The sequence below is a fragment of the Lysinibacillus sp. KU-BSD001 genome (assembly GCF_042920265.1).
In the GTDB taxonomy this organism is placed as follows: Bacteria; Bacillota; Bacilli; order Bacillales_A; family Planococcaceae; genus Lysinibacillus_B.
This window is the reverse complement of record NZ_JBDQZI010000006.1, coordinates 174998-191234: the sequence shown is the minus strand read 5'-3', so window position 1 is coordinate 191234 and position 16237 is coordinate 174998. Positions and strand designations below refer to the sequence as shown.

Sequence of the window (16237 nt, the reverse complement as noted above, 5' to 3'; positions counted from 1 at the left end):
AAAGAAAGTGTCCCGGGAATCCCGAGACACTTTGATTAATGCGGTAAAAAGACAAGTTGGATAACAAATAGGACAGCGAATAAATAAAGCAGTGGATGTACTTCACGTGCCCGTCCTTTAACGACCTTCATTAATGGGTATGAAATGAATCCTAATGCAATACCAGTCGCAATACTTGATGTTAACGGCATCGTTAAGATGACAAGGAATGCAGGGAAGGCTTCATCGAATTTGTCCCATTCAATATTTTTCACTGCGCCAATCATTAAGCTACCAACGATAATAAGCGCTGGTGATGTAATGGCTGCCACGCCAGATAGTGAGGCAACGAGCGGTCCGAAGAAGGATGCAATCATAAACAGTATAGCGACTGTTAACGTCGTTAAACCAGTACGTCCTCCAGCAGCAACACCAGCAGAAGATTCGATATAGGCACTCGTCGGGCTTGTACCGAACATCGATCCGACTGTTGTTGCGACAGAATCCGCAAGAAGTGCATGGCGTGCTTTCGGTAATGTATCACCTTTCATTAAACCAGCTTGCTTTGCTACGCCAATCATCGTCCCTGTCGTATCAAATAGTGTAACTAAAATAAAGGAAAAGACAACGCCGTATAAACCGTAAGAAATGACATCCCCGATTGCAGCAATCGGGTTCCATACTAAAATTCCTTCTGGTAAGTGAGGGCGTGCTATAATTTCGTCTATTTTTAGATGACCTGTCATACTAGCGACGATAGATGTCGCAACCATTCCTAAAAATAGAGCACCGTGCACATTTAGGGCCATTAAAACAACTGTAATGGCTAATCCAAATAGCGTTAGTAGAACAGCAGAGCTAGACAAATCTCCAAGTCCAACTAAGTTTGCTTCGTTTGCTACGACAATGCCTGACATACGTAAACCGATGAATGCGATGAAAAGACCGATTCCCGCTGTAATCGCCAGCTTTAAATTTGCTGGAATCGCTGTAATTAATTTTTCACGGAAAGAAGTTAAACTTAAGCCGATAAAAATTAAACCCGCTACAAAGACAGCAGCAAAGGCTGTCATGTAATCAATCGTACCATTGGAGCCTAACACGACAGCATAAGTGAAGTAGGCATTCAAGCCCATACCAGGCGCAATCGCAATTGGATAATTCGCCATGAAGGCCATCCACAAAGTACCGATAATTGCTGAAATAATCGTTGCTATAAATACTTGATCAATCGGTACACCCGCATCAGCTAATATAATCGGATTGACGACAACGATATAAACCATTGTTAAAAATGTTGTTAAACCTGCTAACAGTTCTGTTTGGACAGTTGTGTTATTTTCTTTTAGTTTAAACATGTAAGGAACCTCCCTAAACACGAACGATATTAAAAACATTTTATATAATATTCGTTTTTTAGAGTAAATGCAACTGTTTTTATTAAATTTTTGTGTGTTGCCTAAAATTGTTATAATAGAAATAGTGAGAAAAAGGAGTGAGAAGCTTGAATTTACAATCGACAAAGACATTAGCAAACGGTGTGGACATGCCCATTTTAGGTCTTGGTGTATATAAAATGACAGATCCACAAGAAACAGTTGAAGCGATTACAAAGGCATTAGACGTTGGATATCGAGCGATTGATACAGCTGCTCTTTACTATAACGAAGAGCAAGTAGGCGAGGCGATTCGCCATTCGGGTGTACGACGTGAAGATATTTTTGTCACAACGAAAGTGTGGAATGCTGACCAAGGCTATGACAATACATTACGTGCATTTGAAGTATCATTGAAAAAGCTAGGCATGGACTATGTAGACCTATACTTAACGCATTGGCCAGTAGAGGGAAAATATCCTGATACGTACCGTGCGATTGAGCGTTTATACGAGGAGAAATTAATTCGTGTGCCCGGTGTATCGAACCATCATGAGGCGCATTTGCAAGAAGTGATGAAAGTGGCCCAAATCCCGCCAATGGTCAATCAAATCGAAGCACATCCATATTTATCACAAGAGCCTTTGCGTGCATTTTGTGCTGAACAAGGAATTGCTTTCACGGCTTGGTCACCGCTTGGACGAGGTGGCGTTTTACAAGATGAAACGATTGTGAACATCGGTGAAAAGTATGGTAAATCAGCGGCACAAGTTGTACTACGTTGGCACATCCAAAATGACATTCTTGTCATTCCAAAATCGGTCACACCAGCTCGTATTGAAGAAAACGCCACTATTTTTGATTTTGAACTTTCCAATGAAGACATCGTAAAAATCAATCATTTAAACCGTAACCAACGTTTTGGTAAAAATCCAGATAACTTTCACTTTGATTTTTAATGAAAAAGAAGCGCTACAAATGTTTAGCGCTTCTTTTTTATACATGAGAAGGAGTTGGTTATTGATCTTTCACCGTAATAATTTGATTCAGAAATGGATGTGTAAATTGTAATTGAATGGCATGTAGCTCATAATCACCAGTTGCTGTTTGGCGTGCATTGTACATGGTATCGCCGACAATTGGGTGTCCGAGATGTGCTAGATGAACACGAATTTGATGTGTTCGACCTGTCTCTAGCACTAAGTGAACGACACATGTTCCTTTGAAGCGTTTGATGACTTCATAATGGGTGATCGCGTGTTGACCTGATGGTGATACAACGCGGCGTGTATTGTGATGGCGGTCTTTGCCGATAGGGGCATTGATTGTACCGCTGTCTGATCGAATATTGCCTTGTACTTCTGCTTCATATGTGCGAATAATGGATTTTTCTTCAATCATTCGGTCAAAAACAGACTTCGCAATCGGATGCTTTGCCACAAGGAGTAAGCCTTTTGTTCCTTGGTCAAGACGGTGAACATGCTCGGCATATGTGCCACCATTTGCTTGAATATGTGCCATTACATGATTCATACAAGTATTTACATCAGATGCATCATTCGGATGTGTCGCCATTCCTTTTGGCTTCGATACAATTAAACAGTGTTGATCTTCATAACGAATAGTAAGATGACAGCTCTGTGTTGGTTTGTAATTGGAAGCAGGCATATCAAAGGTGAATGCTAACTTTATCCCCTTTGGCAGTGCCTCCTTCCAGTTTACTGGTTCACCGTCTTTCGTAATCGCCTTTGCCATACGTAATTCATGTACTTGTTTTTTACCTAGTCGCCACTCGTTACGAAGTAGCTCTTCTACCGTTTCACCGTCGCGTACGATTTCATATTGAAACATCTTTATATTCCCTCCAAAAAAGAAAGTACCCTTACTATGAAGGGTACCCTACATTGATTATTTTCCTACACTTTCGAAAAATTGTCGAACATCATCTGCGCTATGATTGCCGCCATATAAACGTGTAACCTCTTTACCGTTCTCGAAGTAAATTAATGTTGGTGTTCCCTCTAACTTATACGTTGTCCAAGCATTTTCAAACTCTAACACGTTTAATTGGTCAATTTGAATGCCCTCGTCTTTAGCGACAGGCATTAACGTTGGCGTGAATTGTTTACAATACCCACATAATGGGCTGAATAAGTAAGCGAAAACCCCTTTACCTGAGTCGATTTTTTTCTGTAAATCTTCCGGTAAAATAATGTTTTGATAGTTTTCATCATCTAATAAATCAATAGTTGATTGCTGTAACTCCTCTGTGCCGTATGGATTGTTTTTTAGCTTACTCGAATTGGATTGGCTTTGTAATACGAGCATAGCTCCAAATAATAATACGACGACTGCGCCAATAATACCTAATTTTTTCAATTTATTTTTCCTCCTTTAAACCCTTTAACATATAAAAGCTAATACCCGCGATGATGATAAATGCAGTAAGTGCAAGGAACGGGATTGTAATAAAGCCGAGCCAATTAATGTATGCTCCTGTACAGGAAACTTGTCCACAAGAAGGTGCACTTTCCTGTAAAAACGTAATTTTTTGAATGCCATAATGATAAAGTGAAATACTACCACCTATACAAGCAAATACGGCTGTCGTTAAAGCGATACGCGCATTTTTTTGTATGTACGCTACAGCTGAAATAATGACAATCGGATACATTAAAATACGTTGATACCAGCACATTTCACACGGGATATAGCCACGTACTTCTGAAAAATACAATGACCCTAACGTAGCGACGAGCGACACAGAAAAAATTGCTAACAAACTATTTTCCATTTTCTTGTTCATAAAGAAGACCTCTGTTATTTTTTATAATCTATAACGCAGCCTTACTTAATTTGGCTGAGTTGTATCTTGTTAATTCTTTCTTGATTATAGAGGGTCATGCTTGAGATGTAAATTCTTTCGATTTAAAGATATTTCATTTAGGTAAATAGATAGAAGGAGTGTGAAAAATGAGTGAACTAAATATGTCACAATTTGAAAAAAAGATGATGATTCGCCATATGGAGTTTGATGATATTGAGGCTATTTTAGAAATTCAAAGCTTATCATTTCCAGGGATGGTCCCTTGGGAAAGAGCCCATTTATATAGCCATTTAACGATTTTTCCAGAAGGACAAATGGTGGCAGAATTTGAGGGGAAAGTTATTGGCTCTTGCTCCAGTCTGCGAATTAACTTTGATGAATATGATGACCGTCATACATGGAACGATATTACCGATAATGGATTTATTACCAATCATGATCCAGATGGTTACAATTTATATGGCATTGAAGTGATGGTGCATCCGAATTTCCGACGGATGAAGGTGGGGCAACGGCTTTATGAAGCAAGAAAAGATTTAGCCAGGTCATTGAATTTGAAATCCATTATTATCGGTGGGCGAATCCCGAATTATCATCTTCATGCAGATGAAATGAGTCCACGTGAGTATGTCGATGCTGTGAGCCGCCATAAAGTATATGACCCAGTATTAACATTCCAAATGATGAATGGCTTTATATTGATGCGTATTAACCCGAATTACTTATCCGATGATACAGCGTCAGGGAAGTATGCAACATTAATGGAATGGAATAATGTTGATTATAAACCGCAGTCAAAGCGTCATTTTAAAACGAGCTATCCAGTACGTATTTGCGTTGTACAATATATGATGCGAAAAATTAGCAGCTTTGATGATTTTGCGCAGCAGTGTGAGTACTTTGTGGATGTGGGCTCCGATGCGGCAGCTGATTTTGTTGTATTTCCAGAAATTTTCACGACACAGCTCATGTCGTTCTTACATGAAAAATCTCCATCACAAGCGATACGAAAGCTAACGGAATTTACCCCCCAGTATATTGAATTATTTACAAATTTGGCGGTACGCTATAATGTCAATATTATTGGCGGTTCACATTTTGTAGTAGAAGAGGACGAAGAAATTTATAATATTGCGTATCTGTTTCGGCGAGATGGCACGATTGAAAAACAGTATAAAATTCATATTACACCGAATGAACGAAAATGGTGGGGTATCTCCAGTGGTGATATCGTAGAAGTATTTGACACGGATTGCGGGAAGATTGCGATTCAAATTTGTTATGATATTGAGTTTCCTGAGCTTGCTCGTATTGCCACAGATATGGGGGCTAATATTATTTTCACGCCGTTTTGTACAGAAGATCGACATGGTTACTTACGTGTGAAGTATTGTGCGCAAGCGCGTGCAGTAGAAAATCAAATTTATACGGTCATTTCTGGAACTGTCGGCAATCTGCCAGAAACAGAAAATATGGATATTCAATATGCACAGTCGGCAATTTTCGCACCGAGTGACTTTGAATTTGCAAGAGACGGGATTGTAGGCGAGACAAACCCCAATGTAGAAATGGTACTCATTGGCGATGTCGATTTGGAAATCTTACGACGTCAACGTCAAGGCGGCACCGTAAAACATTTAAAAGACCGCCGTCATGATGTATATAGAATAGATTATTTAAAAGACGAATGAAGGATTGTCCTATAGGTGAAAGCTTATAGGGCAATTTTTTGGATCTGTTTATGTGAATGGCACGTGAGTAAATTTTCATAAATATATAGAACGAGCAAAATGTGGAGCTATCCGGTCAAAATGGATAGCTATGCGAGCAAAAAGCATACGTAAACGGTCAAAACATGTAGCTATCCGAGCAAAATAAAAAACGTATCACCCAAATAAATTTTTCATAGCCGAAAATGAGAACCTTTCAAATTCGTCCCACAATTTGTTTATGATATGATAAAAAATAGAAAGGGTGGAATCGATGAACGACCATTCGAATATTACGATTTTAAAAGAAATTGCAGAATTGCTTAATGAAGAAACTGAAATGATTCCGATGCTAAAAGGGGCATTACATAAATTTTTAACGGGTACGAAATTTGATACAGGCTGGATTTTCTTTATTAATGAAAAAGGAAAGCCAGAGCTTGTCGTACATGAACACCTGCCAGAAGCGCTGGCATTTAACGGCTGTGAGTATTTACGTAAAGGCGGCTGCTGGTGTGTGTCAAAGTACCGAAAAGATGAGTTAAAGCGTGCATCCAATATTATTGAATGTCAGCGGATTGAAGCAGCGATTGAAGCGGAAGTTGGAGATCCACAGGGTATTACGCATCATGCGACTGTACCGCTACAATCAGGTCAGGAAAGGTTCGGTATTTTAAATGTTGCATCGAAAAATACGATACGTTTTTCAGATGAAGATTTAGAGCTCTTAGAATCTGTCGCCTTTCAGCTAGGTTCAGCGATTAAACGGATTTTACTTGTGAATGAGCAACAAGAAATTGCACTTGTCCAAGAACGAAATCGTTTAGCACGTGATTTGCATGATTCGGTCAACCAATTGCTGTTTTCCGTGACGTTAACATCAAGGGCAGGCGTTGAAATGACGGATGACGCACATATAAAAGAAACATTTAAAGAAATTCAAAATTTAACGCAGGAAGCATTAAATGAAATGCGGGCACTCATTTGGCAATTGCGTCCACGCGGGTTAGAAAGTGGTTTAATCGAGGCCATTAAAAGCTACGCAGAGATGTTAGGTTTAAAGTTAAATGTCAGTGTTTCAGGTGTACTTCAATTTCCGTCTCGTGTAGAAGAAGCACTGTTTCGTATGACACAGGAAGCATTAAATAATGTACGCCGGCATGCCGGGGTGAAAGAAGTGGACATTTTTATGACGGTTACACCAACAGATGTACTACTCGTCATTAAAGATGAGGGCAGGGGATTTGTGATTGATTCGAATGTAGCGCTCTTATCAATTGGTTTGCAATCTATTCGAGACCGGGCAAAAGCAATTGGTGGTACAGCAGACTGGGTAAGCGAACTCGGAAAAGGAACAGAACTATTAATTCGTTTGCCATACTAGAAGGGGGGATTCGATGATTCGCGTATTAATTGCGGATGATCATCACGTTGTGCGTCGAGGGTTATTATTCTTCCTCAAAACACAAAAAGATATTGAAGTGGTGGGAGAGGCCAAAAATGGTCTTGAAGCAGTGGGAATGGTTGAGGCATTAAAGCCAGATATCGTATTAATGGATTTAGTTATGCCAGAGATGGACGGGATTCAAGCAACGAAAAAAATAAAAACGAAGTGGCCTCACGTTCAAATCTTAATGCTAACAAGCTTTTCAGATAAGGACCATGTATTGCCAGCGTTAGAAGCAGGGGCATCGGGCTATCAGTTAAAAGATATTGAGCCAGATGAACTTGTCGAATCGATTCGCACGATTATGCGTGGTGAAAACACAATCCATCCTGAAGCGACGACACAGCTTGAGGAAGGCTTACGTGCAGAGGAAAACTTACCACATGTGCTAAATCCATTAACACCACGTGAACAGGATGTATTGGCGGAGCTGACGAAAGGAAAAAGCAATCGTGAAATTGCTTCTTCATTATTCGTGACAGAAAAAACGGTAAAAACACATATATCTAATATTTTTACAAAACTAGAAGTACAGGATCGTACACAAGCGGCATTGTATGCAGTGAAGCATGGGTTAACGGAAGGCAGCGGGCTACAATAATGGTTGAGTAGGCAAGTAAATCCTGAAATGAAGCAAATAAAAGCGAAGCGGCATAGTGCCCGCTTCGCTTTTTCCTTTTATATGTAAAAAACTTGATTTCGATAAATGTTCTAGTGTACTATTTAAATAGTACACTAGAACAGAGGAGTTTACAGGATGAAAAAATTTGTGAGTTTAGTCAAGAAAGAGTGGCACGATTATAAATTATGGTTGATTTTACTCATTTTTGCAGGTGCCTTCTTTATCGGCGTATTCCCAACATTTGCAGATCGTTTATTAAATTTAGTGCTGTCACCAAGTGATGTGCGTTTAACAGCCATCTTTATGGGGATGACGGTGTTATATTTTGTTGCAACGATTCAATTTATCTTGAGTATTCGTCGAGACATAAAAACGAAGGAAATCTGGCTGCATAGTACGAGAAAGATTACGACATTAATTGGAGCAAAATTATGTTTTTCGGTTATGTGGGCAACAGCTTTAAGCTTTATTTACGGTCTAGCAAGCTATTTCGTAGGTGATGCATTACAGGGGGAGATGCACCAATTAATCTTTTTTCACATGATGTATGTGTTATTTGCTTTTCTCTTTGTCATCTTATTTACAGTGACGGCATTAATGTTTTACGCAATTTATTTACAATTAAAACGCTATATTGGTTTAGCGAGTATTGTTGTAACAGGCATTTCCTTTTTCCTATATATTTATATTTTTGTTAAATGGGTAGAATCAGAAGGATATGGAAAAATAATGTATGTTGGGGAAGTCTCTTTAGCCCCCTTAGAGAAATTTTTCCCGTCTATGTATAGAAGCGGAACTTTCGTTGTAGGTCATGTATATGTGATGGAAGAATTATTTTCAATCGTTTTATTAGTAGGTTGCTTTATCGTGGCGAGTAAGTGGATTGAGAGGGTGATTACACGATGACGCAAGATTTTGCAAAGGATAAACCCATTTATTTGCAGCTAGTAGAGCGAATTTGCGGCGAAGTACTAAGAGGCGAGTTAAAGCCAGGGGATAAATTACCTTCTGTGCGAGAGTATGCTATTGAATCTGGGGTTAATGTGAACACAGTACAACGGGTATATAAGGAGTTGGAAATGTTGGAAATGACCGAAACAAGGCGGGGACAGGGTACATTTATTACAACAAATGAAGAGCGCATTAAGCATTTGCGAGAAGAGATGAAGGAGCAAGTGGCTACTCAATTCATTACAGCCATTCAATCACTCGGTTTTTCGACGGAGGAAATGCTTGAAGTGTTAAAGAAAAAGGGGTAAAGCTTTATGCAATTACAGGATGTATCGTTTCGTTATAAAAGTGCAGACATATTAAATAATGTGACGCTCTCTATTCCAAGTGGGCAAATGGTAGGGATTATAGGGGAGAACGGGAGCGGCAAGTCTACGCTATTAAAGTTAATGGCGGGCTTACTTGTACCAACGACAGGCACCATTACACTAGAAGGTGAACAGGTAACACGCCGTTTAGCCAATAAAATTGCCTACCAGCCAGACATTGATTTGTTTTATGAAAATTATACAGGTGAGCAAGTATTTCAATTTTATGCCGAGCAATTTGACGATTTTTCGATTGATAAGGCACATGTGATTGCATCGCATTTACAAGTGCCGACAACAGAAAAACTAAAAAAGCTATCCAAAGGAAATCGTGGTCGTGTGAAAATGGCGGCCACTTTAGGGAGGGAGACACCTCTTTATATATTAGATGAACCTTTTGCGGGGCTTGACCCGTTAGCAAGAGAGGCGCTCATTAAAGGACTCATTCGCTTTGTCGATTTAGAAACACAATCGATTATTTTATCTACACATGAAGTCAATGAGGTCGAGCCAGTACTTGATCAATTGATTTTATTGCAAAATGGGCAAGTACGTGCGATGGAAGAGTTGGAGCTTATTCGTGATGAGCGCGGAGAAGATGCAGTGCAGTGGATGAAATCACTTTATGAAAAGCAGGTGGATTAAATGACAAAACCAGTTGTAGAGTTAAAAAGATTATCAAAAACCATTAAAGGGAAGCCAATTATTAAATCCCTCGACTTGGCGTTTTATCCGGGACAAATTACAGGTTTTCTTGGCCCAAATGGTGCAGGGAAGACGACGACTATTCGTATGATGACGGGGCTGATGTATCCAACAGAAGGAGAAGTAATCATCGATGGGGTATCGCTTGCGTCCAATTATGAAGAAGCCATCAGTAAAGTAGGCGTAATCGTTGAAAATCCTGAAATGTATAAGTTTATGACAGGCTATAAAAACTTAGTGCATTTTGCACGTATGCATAACGGGGTAACAAAGGAGCGGATTGACGAAGTAGTTCGTCAGGTTGGACTTGAAAAACGCATTCATGAAAAGGTCAGTACATATTCCCTTGGGATGCGTCAACGGCTAGGGCTTGCACAGGCATTATTACATCGTCCGAAGTTTTTAATTTTGGATGAGCCAACAAATGGCCTGGACCCAGCCGGTATCCGAGAGTTTCGTATGTACCTTCGTCAAATTGCGCAAACAGAAGGCGTATCTGTCATGGTGTCGAGTCACTTATTATCTGAGATTGAACTGATGTGTGATCGTATTGCTGTCATTCAAAACGGGACATTAATTGATATTCGCGAAATGAACGGTGTAGAAACGAGCATGTATTATATCGAGGCAACACCGAAAGAGCAGCTTGCACAAATGCTTGCATCTTACACAGTGGAAGAGCAAGGAGATGGGTTTGCTGTAGAGATAAATAAAGAGCAAGTGCCTGCCTTAGTAAAAGAGCTAACTGTAGCAGGATTAGATATTTATGCATTACAACCAACACAAAAAACATTAGAAGATCAATTCCTTGAAATGACAGGTGGAGGTGCGATTGATGAAATACGTTAAAAATGAATGGATGAAATTATGGGCAAAGAAAAGCTCATGGGTGATGCTTATTATTATGCTACTGCTTGTTGTTGGGCCAGCAGCCATGATGAAATACTATGATGAGCCGGTTAATGATAACTGGAAAGAAACATTACAGCAAGAAAATGCAGAATATCAAAATATGCTACAAGATGAGACGCTAACAGCACAAGATAAAGTCTATTTCCAAGAGTTATTATTAATGAATGAATATCGTATGGAACAGAATATTCCACCTCAAATGGCGACGACAATCGATAGTTTTATGAATTTTGAATTAAGTTTATCAAGAATGTTTATTACAATCTTTGCCGTTGTGGTAGCAGCGGGGATTGTTTCGAGTGAATTCTCAACAGGGACAATTAAAATGTTATTAACACGTCCAGTCGCGAGATGGAAAATTTTATTATCCAAACTTGTGACAACCATTTTCTATGGGTTATTCATTTATGGTGTGACACTTGCCTTTTCAGCACTTGTCGGTGTCATTTTGTGGGGGACGACAGCTTCAACACCACTTGAAGTAGTGGACGGTGTCGTGAAAGAAGTGAATGTCTGGGGGAACTACTTTGAAATGCTCGCGTTATCTTTTAGTGATTTCTTCATGTCGATTTTCCTTGCGTTTATGATTGGCTCTGTCTTTAGCTCAAGCTCACTTGCTGTTGGGTTAACATTATTTATTTCGTTTATGGGTGCGACAGTAGTGATGTTGTTAAGTAAATATGAAATCGCGAAATACATTTGGATTACGCATACAGATTTAACGCAGTATGCAACAGGCTCTTCGCCAATTATTGAAGGCTTAACATTATCATTCTCTTTAACGATGAATGTAATTTATGCGGTACTGTTTTTAGTCATTACCTTTACGTTCTTTATGAAGCGTGACGTCACAGCCTAATCATGTATAATGTACCTATGAAGTTAATAGAGGTGCTACTATGAATATTGTTATGGCAGGATTGCTCATATCGGTGTCCGGGATGACTGTGATTGCAGCAGCTATTTTTGGGGTGATTCCACCTGAAAACAAACCACTCCAATATGCTTTTATCGCAATTGGTTGGGTGTTTGTCATTATTGGAATGATCGTACGCTGGAAAGGCATGAAAATGGAGCGCGAACAAGAAAAGCGTCGAAAACAGAACCGAAAATAAAAAATGCGAAATGGGCATAAAAACTCATTTCGCATTTTTTATTAAAAATGATAATCCTCTTCGACAGCGGTTGGAATGTAATGGGGTTCAATATGCACAAGCACAATACAATGTGGATTAAAGCGTTGTACTGTCGCTTCAATTGTATCGCTAATTGTATGGCTTTCAATGACATTTAAGTTTGGATTTACTGTGACCGTCACATCGACAAAGCTCATATTGCCATGTGAGCGCCCTTTTAAATCCAGTAAATCAATGACACCATCAACATTGGCAATTAATTTTTTGAGTGTTTCTGTTTCTTCCGCGTCAAAACCATCTGTCAGTGTCACCACCGCTTCCCAGAAAATCTCAATCGCTGTTTTGATAATAATGAGCCCGACAATTAACGCTGTAATCGTATCGATAATAGGGAAACCAAAGATTGCTCCGAAAATACCGATGGCTGTACCGATACTTACAAGTGCATCGGAACGATTATCATAAGCGGCTGCGCGAACAGCGGAGCTTTTAATTTTGTTGGCAAGTGCTAAATTATACCGATAGACCACATACATAATGAGTGCACTAAATAAGGCTACGATAGCCGTTAGCATAGAAGGTGATTCTTCAATCGGTTGAAATAATCCACGAATGGATGTGGATAGTACTTGTAAACCGACCACCATCATAATAAATGAAGCGATGAGAGAAGCAATCGTTTCTGCACGCAGGTGTCCGTATTGATGATTTACATCAGGTGGTTTTTGTGAAATACGTAAGCCAATCAGCACTGCGATGGAGGCAATAATATCAGTCGTATTATTTAGCCCGTCCGCTTTTAAGGCAGCACTCATGCCAATGTAGCCGACAATTAATTTCATCGCACTTAAAAAGATGTATGTACCAATGGATAGCCAAGCACCTTTTTCCCCAGCACGTAAGTTTGTATATAGCTCCAAAATGTTTCCCCCTTGAAAAAGTTCTAAAGACACGAAAACGACTCTCTAATGCGAGAGCCGTTTAAACGTATGCAAAATTATTCTAAGATGTCTTTTTCGGTCGCTGTTTCAGGAATCTTTGTCACTTCAAGGTAAAGGATGTGGTGTCCGTCAAGCTCTTTAATTTTAAATTCATAACCATGAGCTTGGATACTATCTCCCTCTACCGCATCGAAATGCTGTGTCATGAACCAGCCGCCAATTGTATCAATATCTTCGTCTTCAATAGTTGTACCTAGAAGATCATTTACTTCTTGCAGTAGCATTTTTGCATCTACAATGTAGTGTTTTCCTTCTGCGATTTCTTGTACTTCAGGAATTTCGTCTTCATCGAACTCATCTTGAATATCCCCTACGATTTCTTCGATAATATCTTCGATTGTGACTAACCCTGACGTACCACCATATTCATCCATTAAAATGGCCATATGAATACGTTCTTGTTGGATTTTTAATAGTAAATCACTAATTGGAATCGTTTCAATGACGCGAATAATAGGCTGCATATAGTCCGTAATTAATTTATCCCCATTTGTTGGGTCTTTTATATAAGCAGTGAGTAAATGTTTCATGTTCACAAGACCGATTACATGGTCTTTATCGCCATCGATAATTGGGTAACGTGTATACTGCTCCACACCCATGACCTCGAATACTTGACGTAATGTTAAATCTTTTTCGATACTAATAATTTCAGTTCGAGGTACCATAATTTCTTTCGCAATACGGTCAGAGAATTCGAAAATACTGTTTACGTATTCGTATTCGGAGTGGTTAATTTCGCCACCCTTTAAGCTGTCCGATAAAATCATACGAAGCTCTTCCTCAGAATGGGCTTCTTCTGATTCCCCTACCATTTTTAACCCAAACAAGCCTGTTAAAGCACGTGCTGATCCATTTAACGTGCGGATAAACGGATACATGATGTTATGGAATAAAATAAGCGGTCCTGCTAAGCTTAAAGTAACAGCCTCTGCCTTTTGAATTGCGAGAGTTTTCGGTGATAATTCCCCTACGACAACGTGTAAAAACGTTACGAGTGCAAATGCAATAATGAATGAAAGAAGTGACGTAACACGACCTTCTAATCCAAGTATTTCAAATAATGGATGAAGAATTAGCTCAAATGTTGGCTCACCTAACCAACCGAGACCTAAAGCAGTAATAGTAATACCTAACTGGCAGGCAGATAAGTATTCATCTAAGTTTGAAATCACTTTTTTGGCTTTTATAGCTTTTTTGTTTCCTTCAGCTACAAGCTGGTCAATACGAGTCGTTCTTACTTTAACTATTGCAAACTCAGTTGCAACGAAAAATGCCGTAGCGGCAATTAATAGAGCGAATGCTCCAAACCTTATGGTTAGCTCAACTATGTCTACGTCCAAATATGTCCTTTACTTATGGCGCGAATGGGCGAGATAAGTAAAGAGTACACCTCCTATGAGAAAAAATGTTAATGACATAATCATAAAATATTTCAAAGAAAAAAACAAATCTTGTCTTTATATCGAGTGCAAATAACGCTTATGTTTTTCGGGGAATTTTTATAATCATGTATTTTATCACGCGTGTTGATTTACCTCTTATTGTTAAAGAGAACATTGAAATACGTTGATTTCCGCTACGGCTGACTCGCTTTCCGCAGGCACGGCTTCAACTAATTTATTTCGGCTAATGCCGAAATAAATGGATTTTCAACTCGGGGCAACATGATGTTGCTCACAAAGGCGTTGCGCTCGTGACGTGGCGACTTTAGCCTTTGATCTTTCTCCTGCAGGAGTCGAGTCGCCTCCGCTACAATCAACGAGCAAGCGCCTTTTTATTAATCATTTCATTAAAAAGCACGCTTATGATCTACTAGTATTTGTATAATCAACACATCTGGTATTTTATAAAAAAATTTACAATTTAATTTTCTGTATGCTAAAGTTAAGGCACGCTAAATAATTTAAAGGAAATAGAGAGAACGGATCATGATGAACATGAATTTACAATCGCCAGCAGTTCAATATCACCAACCGAACCTGATAACATTTCTTTTGTTATTTGCTTAAAAGCGCGCATAATAGAGGAGTACAGGTAAGGGCTACCTGTACTCTTTAGGCACTTATTCTAAAAGGGTAGGTGTTTTTTGTGTGGAATAAAGAAAATCCACATAATAAAAGACATCAACTCGCGTTATTTTGACGCGCGTTGTGTTTTTCTAATCGTCAAAAAACTTAGTGTAGGTTGAAAAGGCGCTTGCTAGGGATATGCCTCTGCATTTTCGATTACAGGGTGCTTATATTTAATCGCTTCTACGTACTTTTACATCGTCTTTGGTCGACGTTATATAAAAACAAAAAGACTTCACTCATGAGCGAAGTCTTTTTCTTAGTAAAAGATTAATAGAAGTGTACCGACGATAAAGCAATAGTAAGTAAAGTAGATAAGTTTACCGTGTTTCATAATGCCCATAAACCATTTCAGTGCAAAGTATGTCATAAACAGTGTGGCGATAAATGTGACTGTATACGGTAAAGCAAGCGCTGCTTTATTTGGCTCATGAATAAAGTCTGAGAAACCAAGTACTACACCACCAAGGCTAACAGGGATGTACAGCATAAACGAAAAGCGGAGTGCTGTATCTTGCTTCATGCCAACAGCAATGGCTGAAATAATCGTTGCCCCTGAGCGACTAATCCCTGGAGTCAAAGCAACTGCTTGCCCAAGACCAACTAGAAAAGCATCTTTTGCTGTCAAATCGGCATCGCCCTTTTTACCACGCATATTGCGAATTATCCATAAGGCAGTTCCTGTTACAAATAGCATGATTGCAATAATAGTCATGCTTACATTCTCAGCGATGACATCACTTAAAAGCACACCGAGAACACCAGCAGGAATGGAACCGATGATGATTAAAATCACAAATCTAAAATCTGCCGCATACTTCCGGTTTTTAGTGCGTATATAGCGCAATGAATTCGTAGCTAAACGCATCACATCTTCTCTGTACATAAACAGTACAGCAAGTAGAGAGGCGGTATTTGTTAAAATAGCGAACGTAAAGCCTTGTTCCCCAAGGCCTAAAATTTCAGAGGCAATCATAACATGTCCGCTCGAAGATACGGGAATGGGCTCTGTAACACCTTGTACAAGCCCAATAATCAAATGCTTAATGAGTAAAATCAAATCTTCCATATGAACCTCCTTTGATAAAATGAAAAGGCGAGCAATTTTGCCCGCCTCTTTATGCATCCACTC

At 39.3% G+C, this 16237-nt stretch carries 17 protein-coding genes; 10 read left to right on the top strand and 7 right to left on the bottom strand.

Going from position 1 to position 16237, the window contains the following annotated elements; genetic code table 11:
- Positions 1 to 35: 35 nt before the first annotated feature.
- Positions 36 to 1337, bottom strand: coding sequence for an NCS2 family permease (locus AAGS61_RS11330; RefSeq protein ID WP_391371604.1), 1302 nt, complete (start codon positions 1335 to 1337; stop codon positions 36 to 38).
- A gap of 146 nt (positions 1338 to 1483) precedes the next feature.
- Between AAGS61_RS11330 and AAGS61_RS11325 the strand changes: the two genes are divergently transcribed.
- Positions 1484 to 2314: an aldo/keto reductase gene (locus AAGS61_RS11325; RefSeq protein WP_391371602.1), complete on the top strand. Its 831-nt coding sequence runs from the start codon at positions 1484 to 1486 to the stop codon at positions 2312 to 2314.
- A gap of 58 nt (positions 2315 to 2372) precedes the next feature.
- Here AAGS61_RS11325 and AAGS61_RS11320 read toward each other — a convergent pair whose 3' ends face one another.
- Genes AAGS61_RS11320 through AAGS61_RS11310 form a run of 3 tightly spaced genes read right to left on the bottom strand, consistent with a single transcriptional unit; the run spans position 2373 to position 4161 of the window.
- The gene (locus tag AAGS61_RS11320) at positions 2373 to 3206 is read right to left on the bottom strand and encodes an RluA family pseudouridine synthase (protein WP_391371599.1); all 834 of its coding nucleotides are present in this window, start codon (positions 3204 to 3206) and stop codon (positions 2373 to 2375) included.
- 57 nt (positions 3207 to 3263) lie between these two features.
- The gene (locus AAGS61_RS11315) at positions 3264 to 3734 is read right to left on the bottom strand and encodes a thioredoxin family protein (protein WP_391371596.1); all 471 of its coding nucleotides are present in this window, start codon (positions 3732 to 3734) and stop codon (positions 3264 to 3266) included.
- Between the two features lies 1 nt (position 3735).
- Positions 3736 to 4161: a disulfide oxidoreductase gene (locus AAGS61_RS11310; protein ID WP_391371593.1), complete on the bottom strand. Its 426-nt coding sequence runs from the start codon at positions 4159 to 4161 to the stop codon at positions 3736 to 3738.
- Positions 4162 to 4328: 167 nt separating this feature from the next.
- Here AAGS61_RS11310 and AAGS61_RS11305 point away from each other — a divergent pair, with 167 nt between their 5' ends.
- From AAGS61_RS11305 to AAGS61_RS11265, 9 genes are all read left to right on the top strand, one after another.
- Positions 4329 to 5873: a GNAT family N-acetyltransferase gene (locus AAGS61_RS11305; protein WP_391371590.1), complete on the top strand. Its 1545-nt coding sequence runs from the start codon at positions 4329 to 4331 to the stop codon at positions 5871 to 5873.
- A 292-nt stretch (positions 5874 to 6165) separates the two neighbouring features.
- A complete protein-coding gene (locus tag AAGS61_RS11300) occupies positions 6166 to 7275 on the top strand; it encodes a GAF domain-containing sensor histidine kinase (protein WP_391371588.1) in 1110 nt (369 codons plus the stop codon).
- Positions 7276 to 7288: 13 nt separating this feature from the next.
- Entirely contained in the window at positions 7289 to 7939 is a 651-nt protein-coding gene (locus tag AAGS61_RS11295; RefSeq protein WP_391371585.1) for a response regulator, read from the top strand.
- Positions 7940 to 8095: 156 nt separating this feature from the next.
- Positions 8096 to 8866 carry a hypothetical protein gene (locus tag AAGS61_RS11290; protein WP_391371583.1) on the top strand — a complete coding sequence of 257 codons (771 nt, stop codon included), beginning with the start codon at positions 8096 to 8098 and terminating at the stop codon, positions 8864 to 8866.
- Positions 8863 to 9219 carry a GntR family transcriptional regulator gene (locus AAGS61_RS11285; protein ID WP_391371580.1) on the top strand — a complete coding sequence of 119 codons (357 nt, stop codon included), beginning with the start codon at positions 8863 to 8865 and terminating at the stop codon, positions 9217 to 9219. Before AAGS61_RS11290 ends, AAGS61_RS11285 begins: the two co-directional genes overlap by 4 nt.
- A 6-nt stretch (positions 9220 to 9225) precedes the next feature.
- Positions 9226 to 9924: an ATP-binding cassette domain-containing protein gene (locus tag AAGS61_RS11280; protein WP_391371577.1), complete on the top strand. Its 699-nt coding sequence runs from the start codon at positions 9226 to 9228 to the stop codon at positions 9922 to 9924.
- Complete coding sequence (locus tag AAGS61_RS11275) at positions 9925 to 10833, top strand: ABC transporter ATP-binding protein (protein WP_391371574.1); 909 nt, start codon at positions 9925 to 9927, stop codon at positions 10831 to 10833.
- On the top strand, positions 10820 to 11755 hold the full coding sequence (locus AAGS61_RS11270; RefSeq protein WP_391371571.1) for an ABC transporter permease: 936 nt from the start codon (positions 10820 to 10822) through the stop codon (positions 11753 to 11755). Before AAGS61_RS11275 ends, AAGS61_RS11270 begins: the two co-directional genes overlap by 14 nt.
- Before the next feature lie 40 nt (positions 11756 to 11795).
- Positions 11796 to 12011: a hypothetical protein gene (locus tag AAGS61_RS11265; RefSeq protein ID WP_391371569.1), complete on the top strand. Its 216-nt coding sequence runs from the start codon at positions 11796 to 11798 to the stop codon at positions 12009 to 12011.
- 41 nt (positions 12012 to 12052) lie between these two features.
- Here AAGS61_RS11265 and AAGS61_RS11260 read toward each other — a convergent pair whose 3' ends face one another.
- The 3 genes from AAGS61_RS11260 to AAGS61_RS11250 form a co-directional block, all read right to left on the bottom strand.
- The gene (locus AAGS61_RS11260) at positions 12053 to 12952 is read right to left on the bottom strand and encodes a cation diffusion facilitator family transporter (RefSeq protein WP_391371566.1); all 900 of its coding nucleotides are present in this window, start codon (positions 12950 to 12952) and stop codon (positions 12053 to 12055) included.
- Between the two features lie 77 nt (positions 12953 to 13029).
- Positions 13030 to 14376: a hemolysin family protein gene (locus tag AAGS61_RS11255; protein ID WP_391371563.1), complete on the bottom strand. Its 1347-nt coding sequence runs from the start codon at positions 14374 to 14376 to the stop codon at positions 13030 to 13032.
- Positions 14377 to 15364: 988 nt separating this feature from the next.
- The gene (locus tag AAGS61_RS11250) at positions 15365 to 16174 is read right to left on the bottom strand and encodes an undecaprenyl-diphosphate phosphatase (RefSeq protein WP_391371560.1); all 810 of its coding nucleotides are present in this window, start codon (positions 16172 to 16174) and stop codon (positions 15365 to 15367) included.
- Positions 16175 to 16237: the final 63 nt, after the last annotated feature.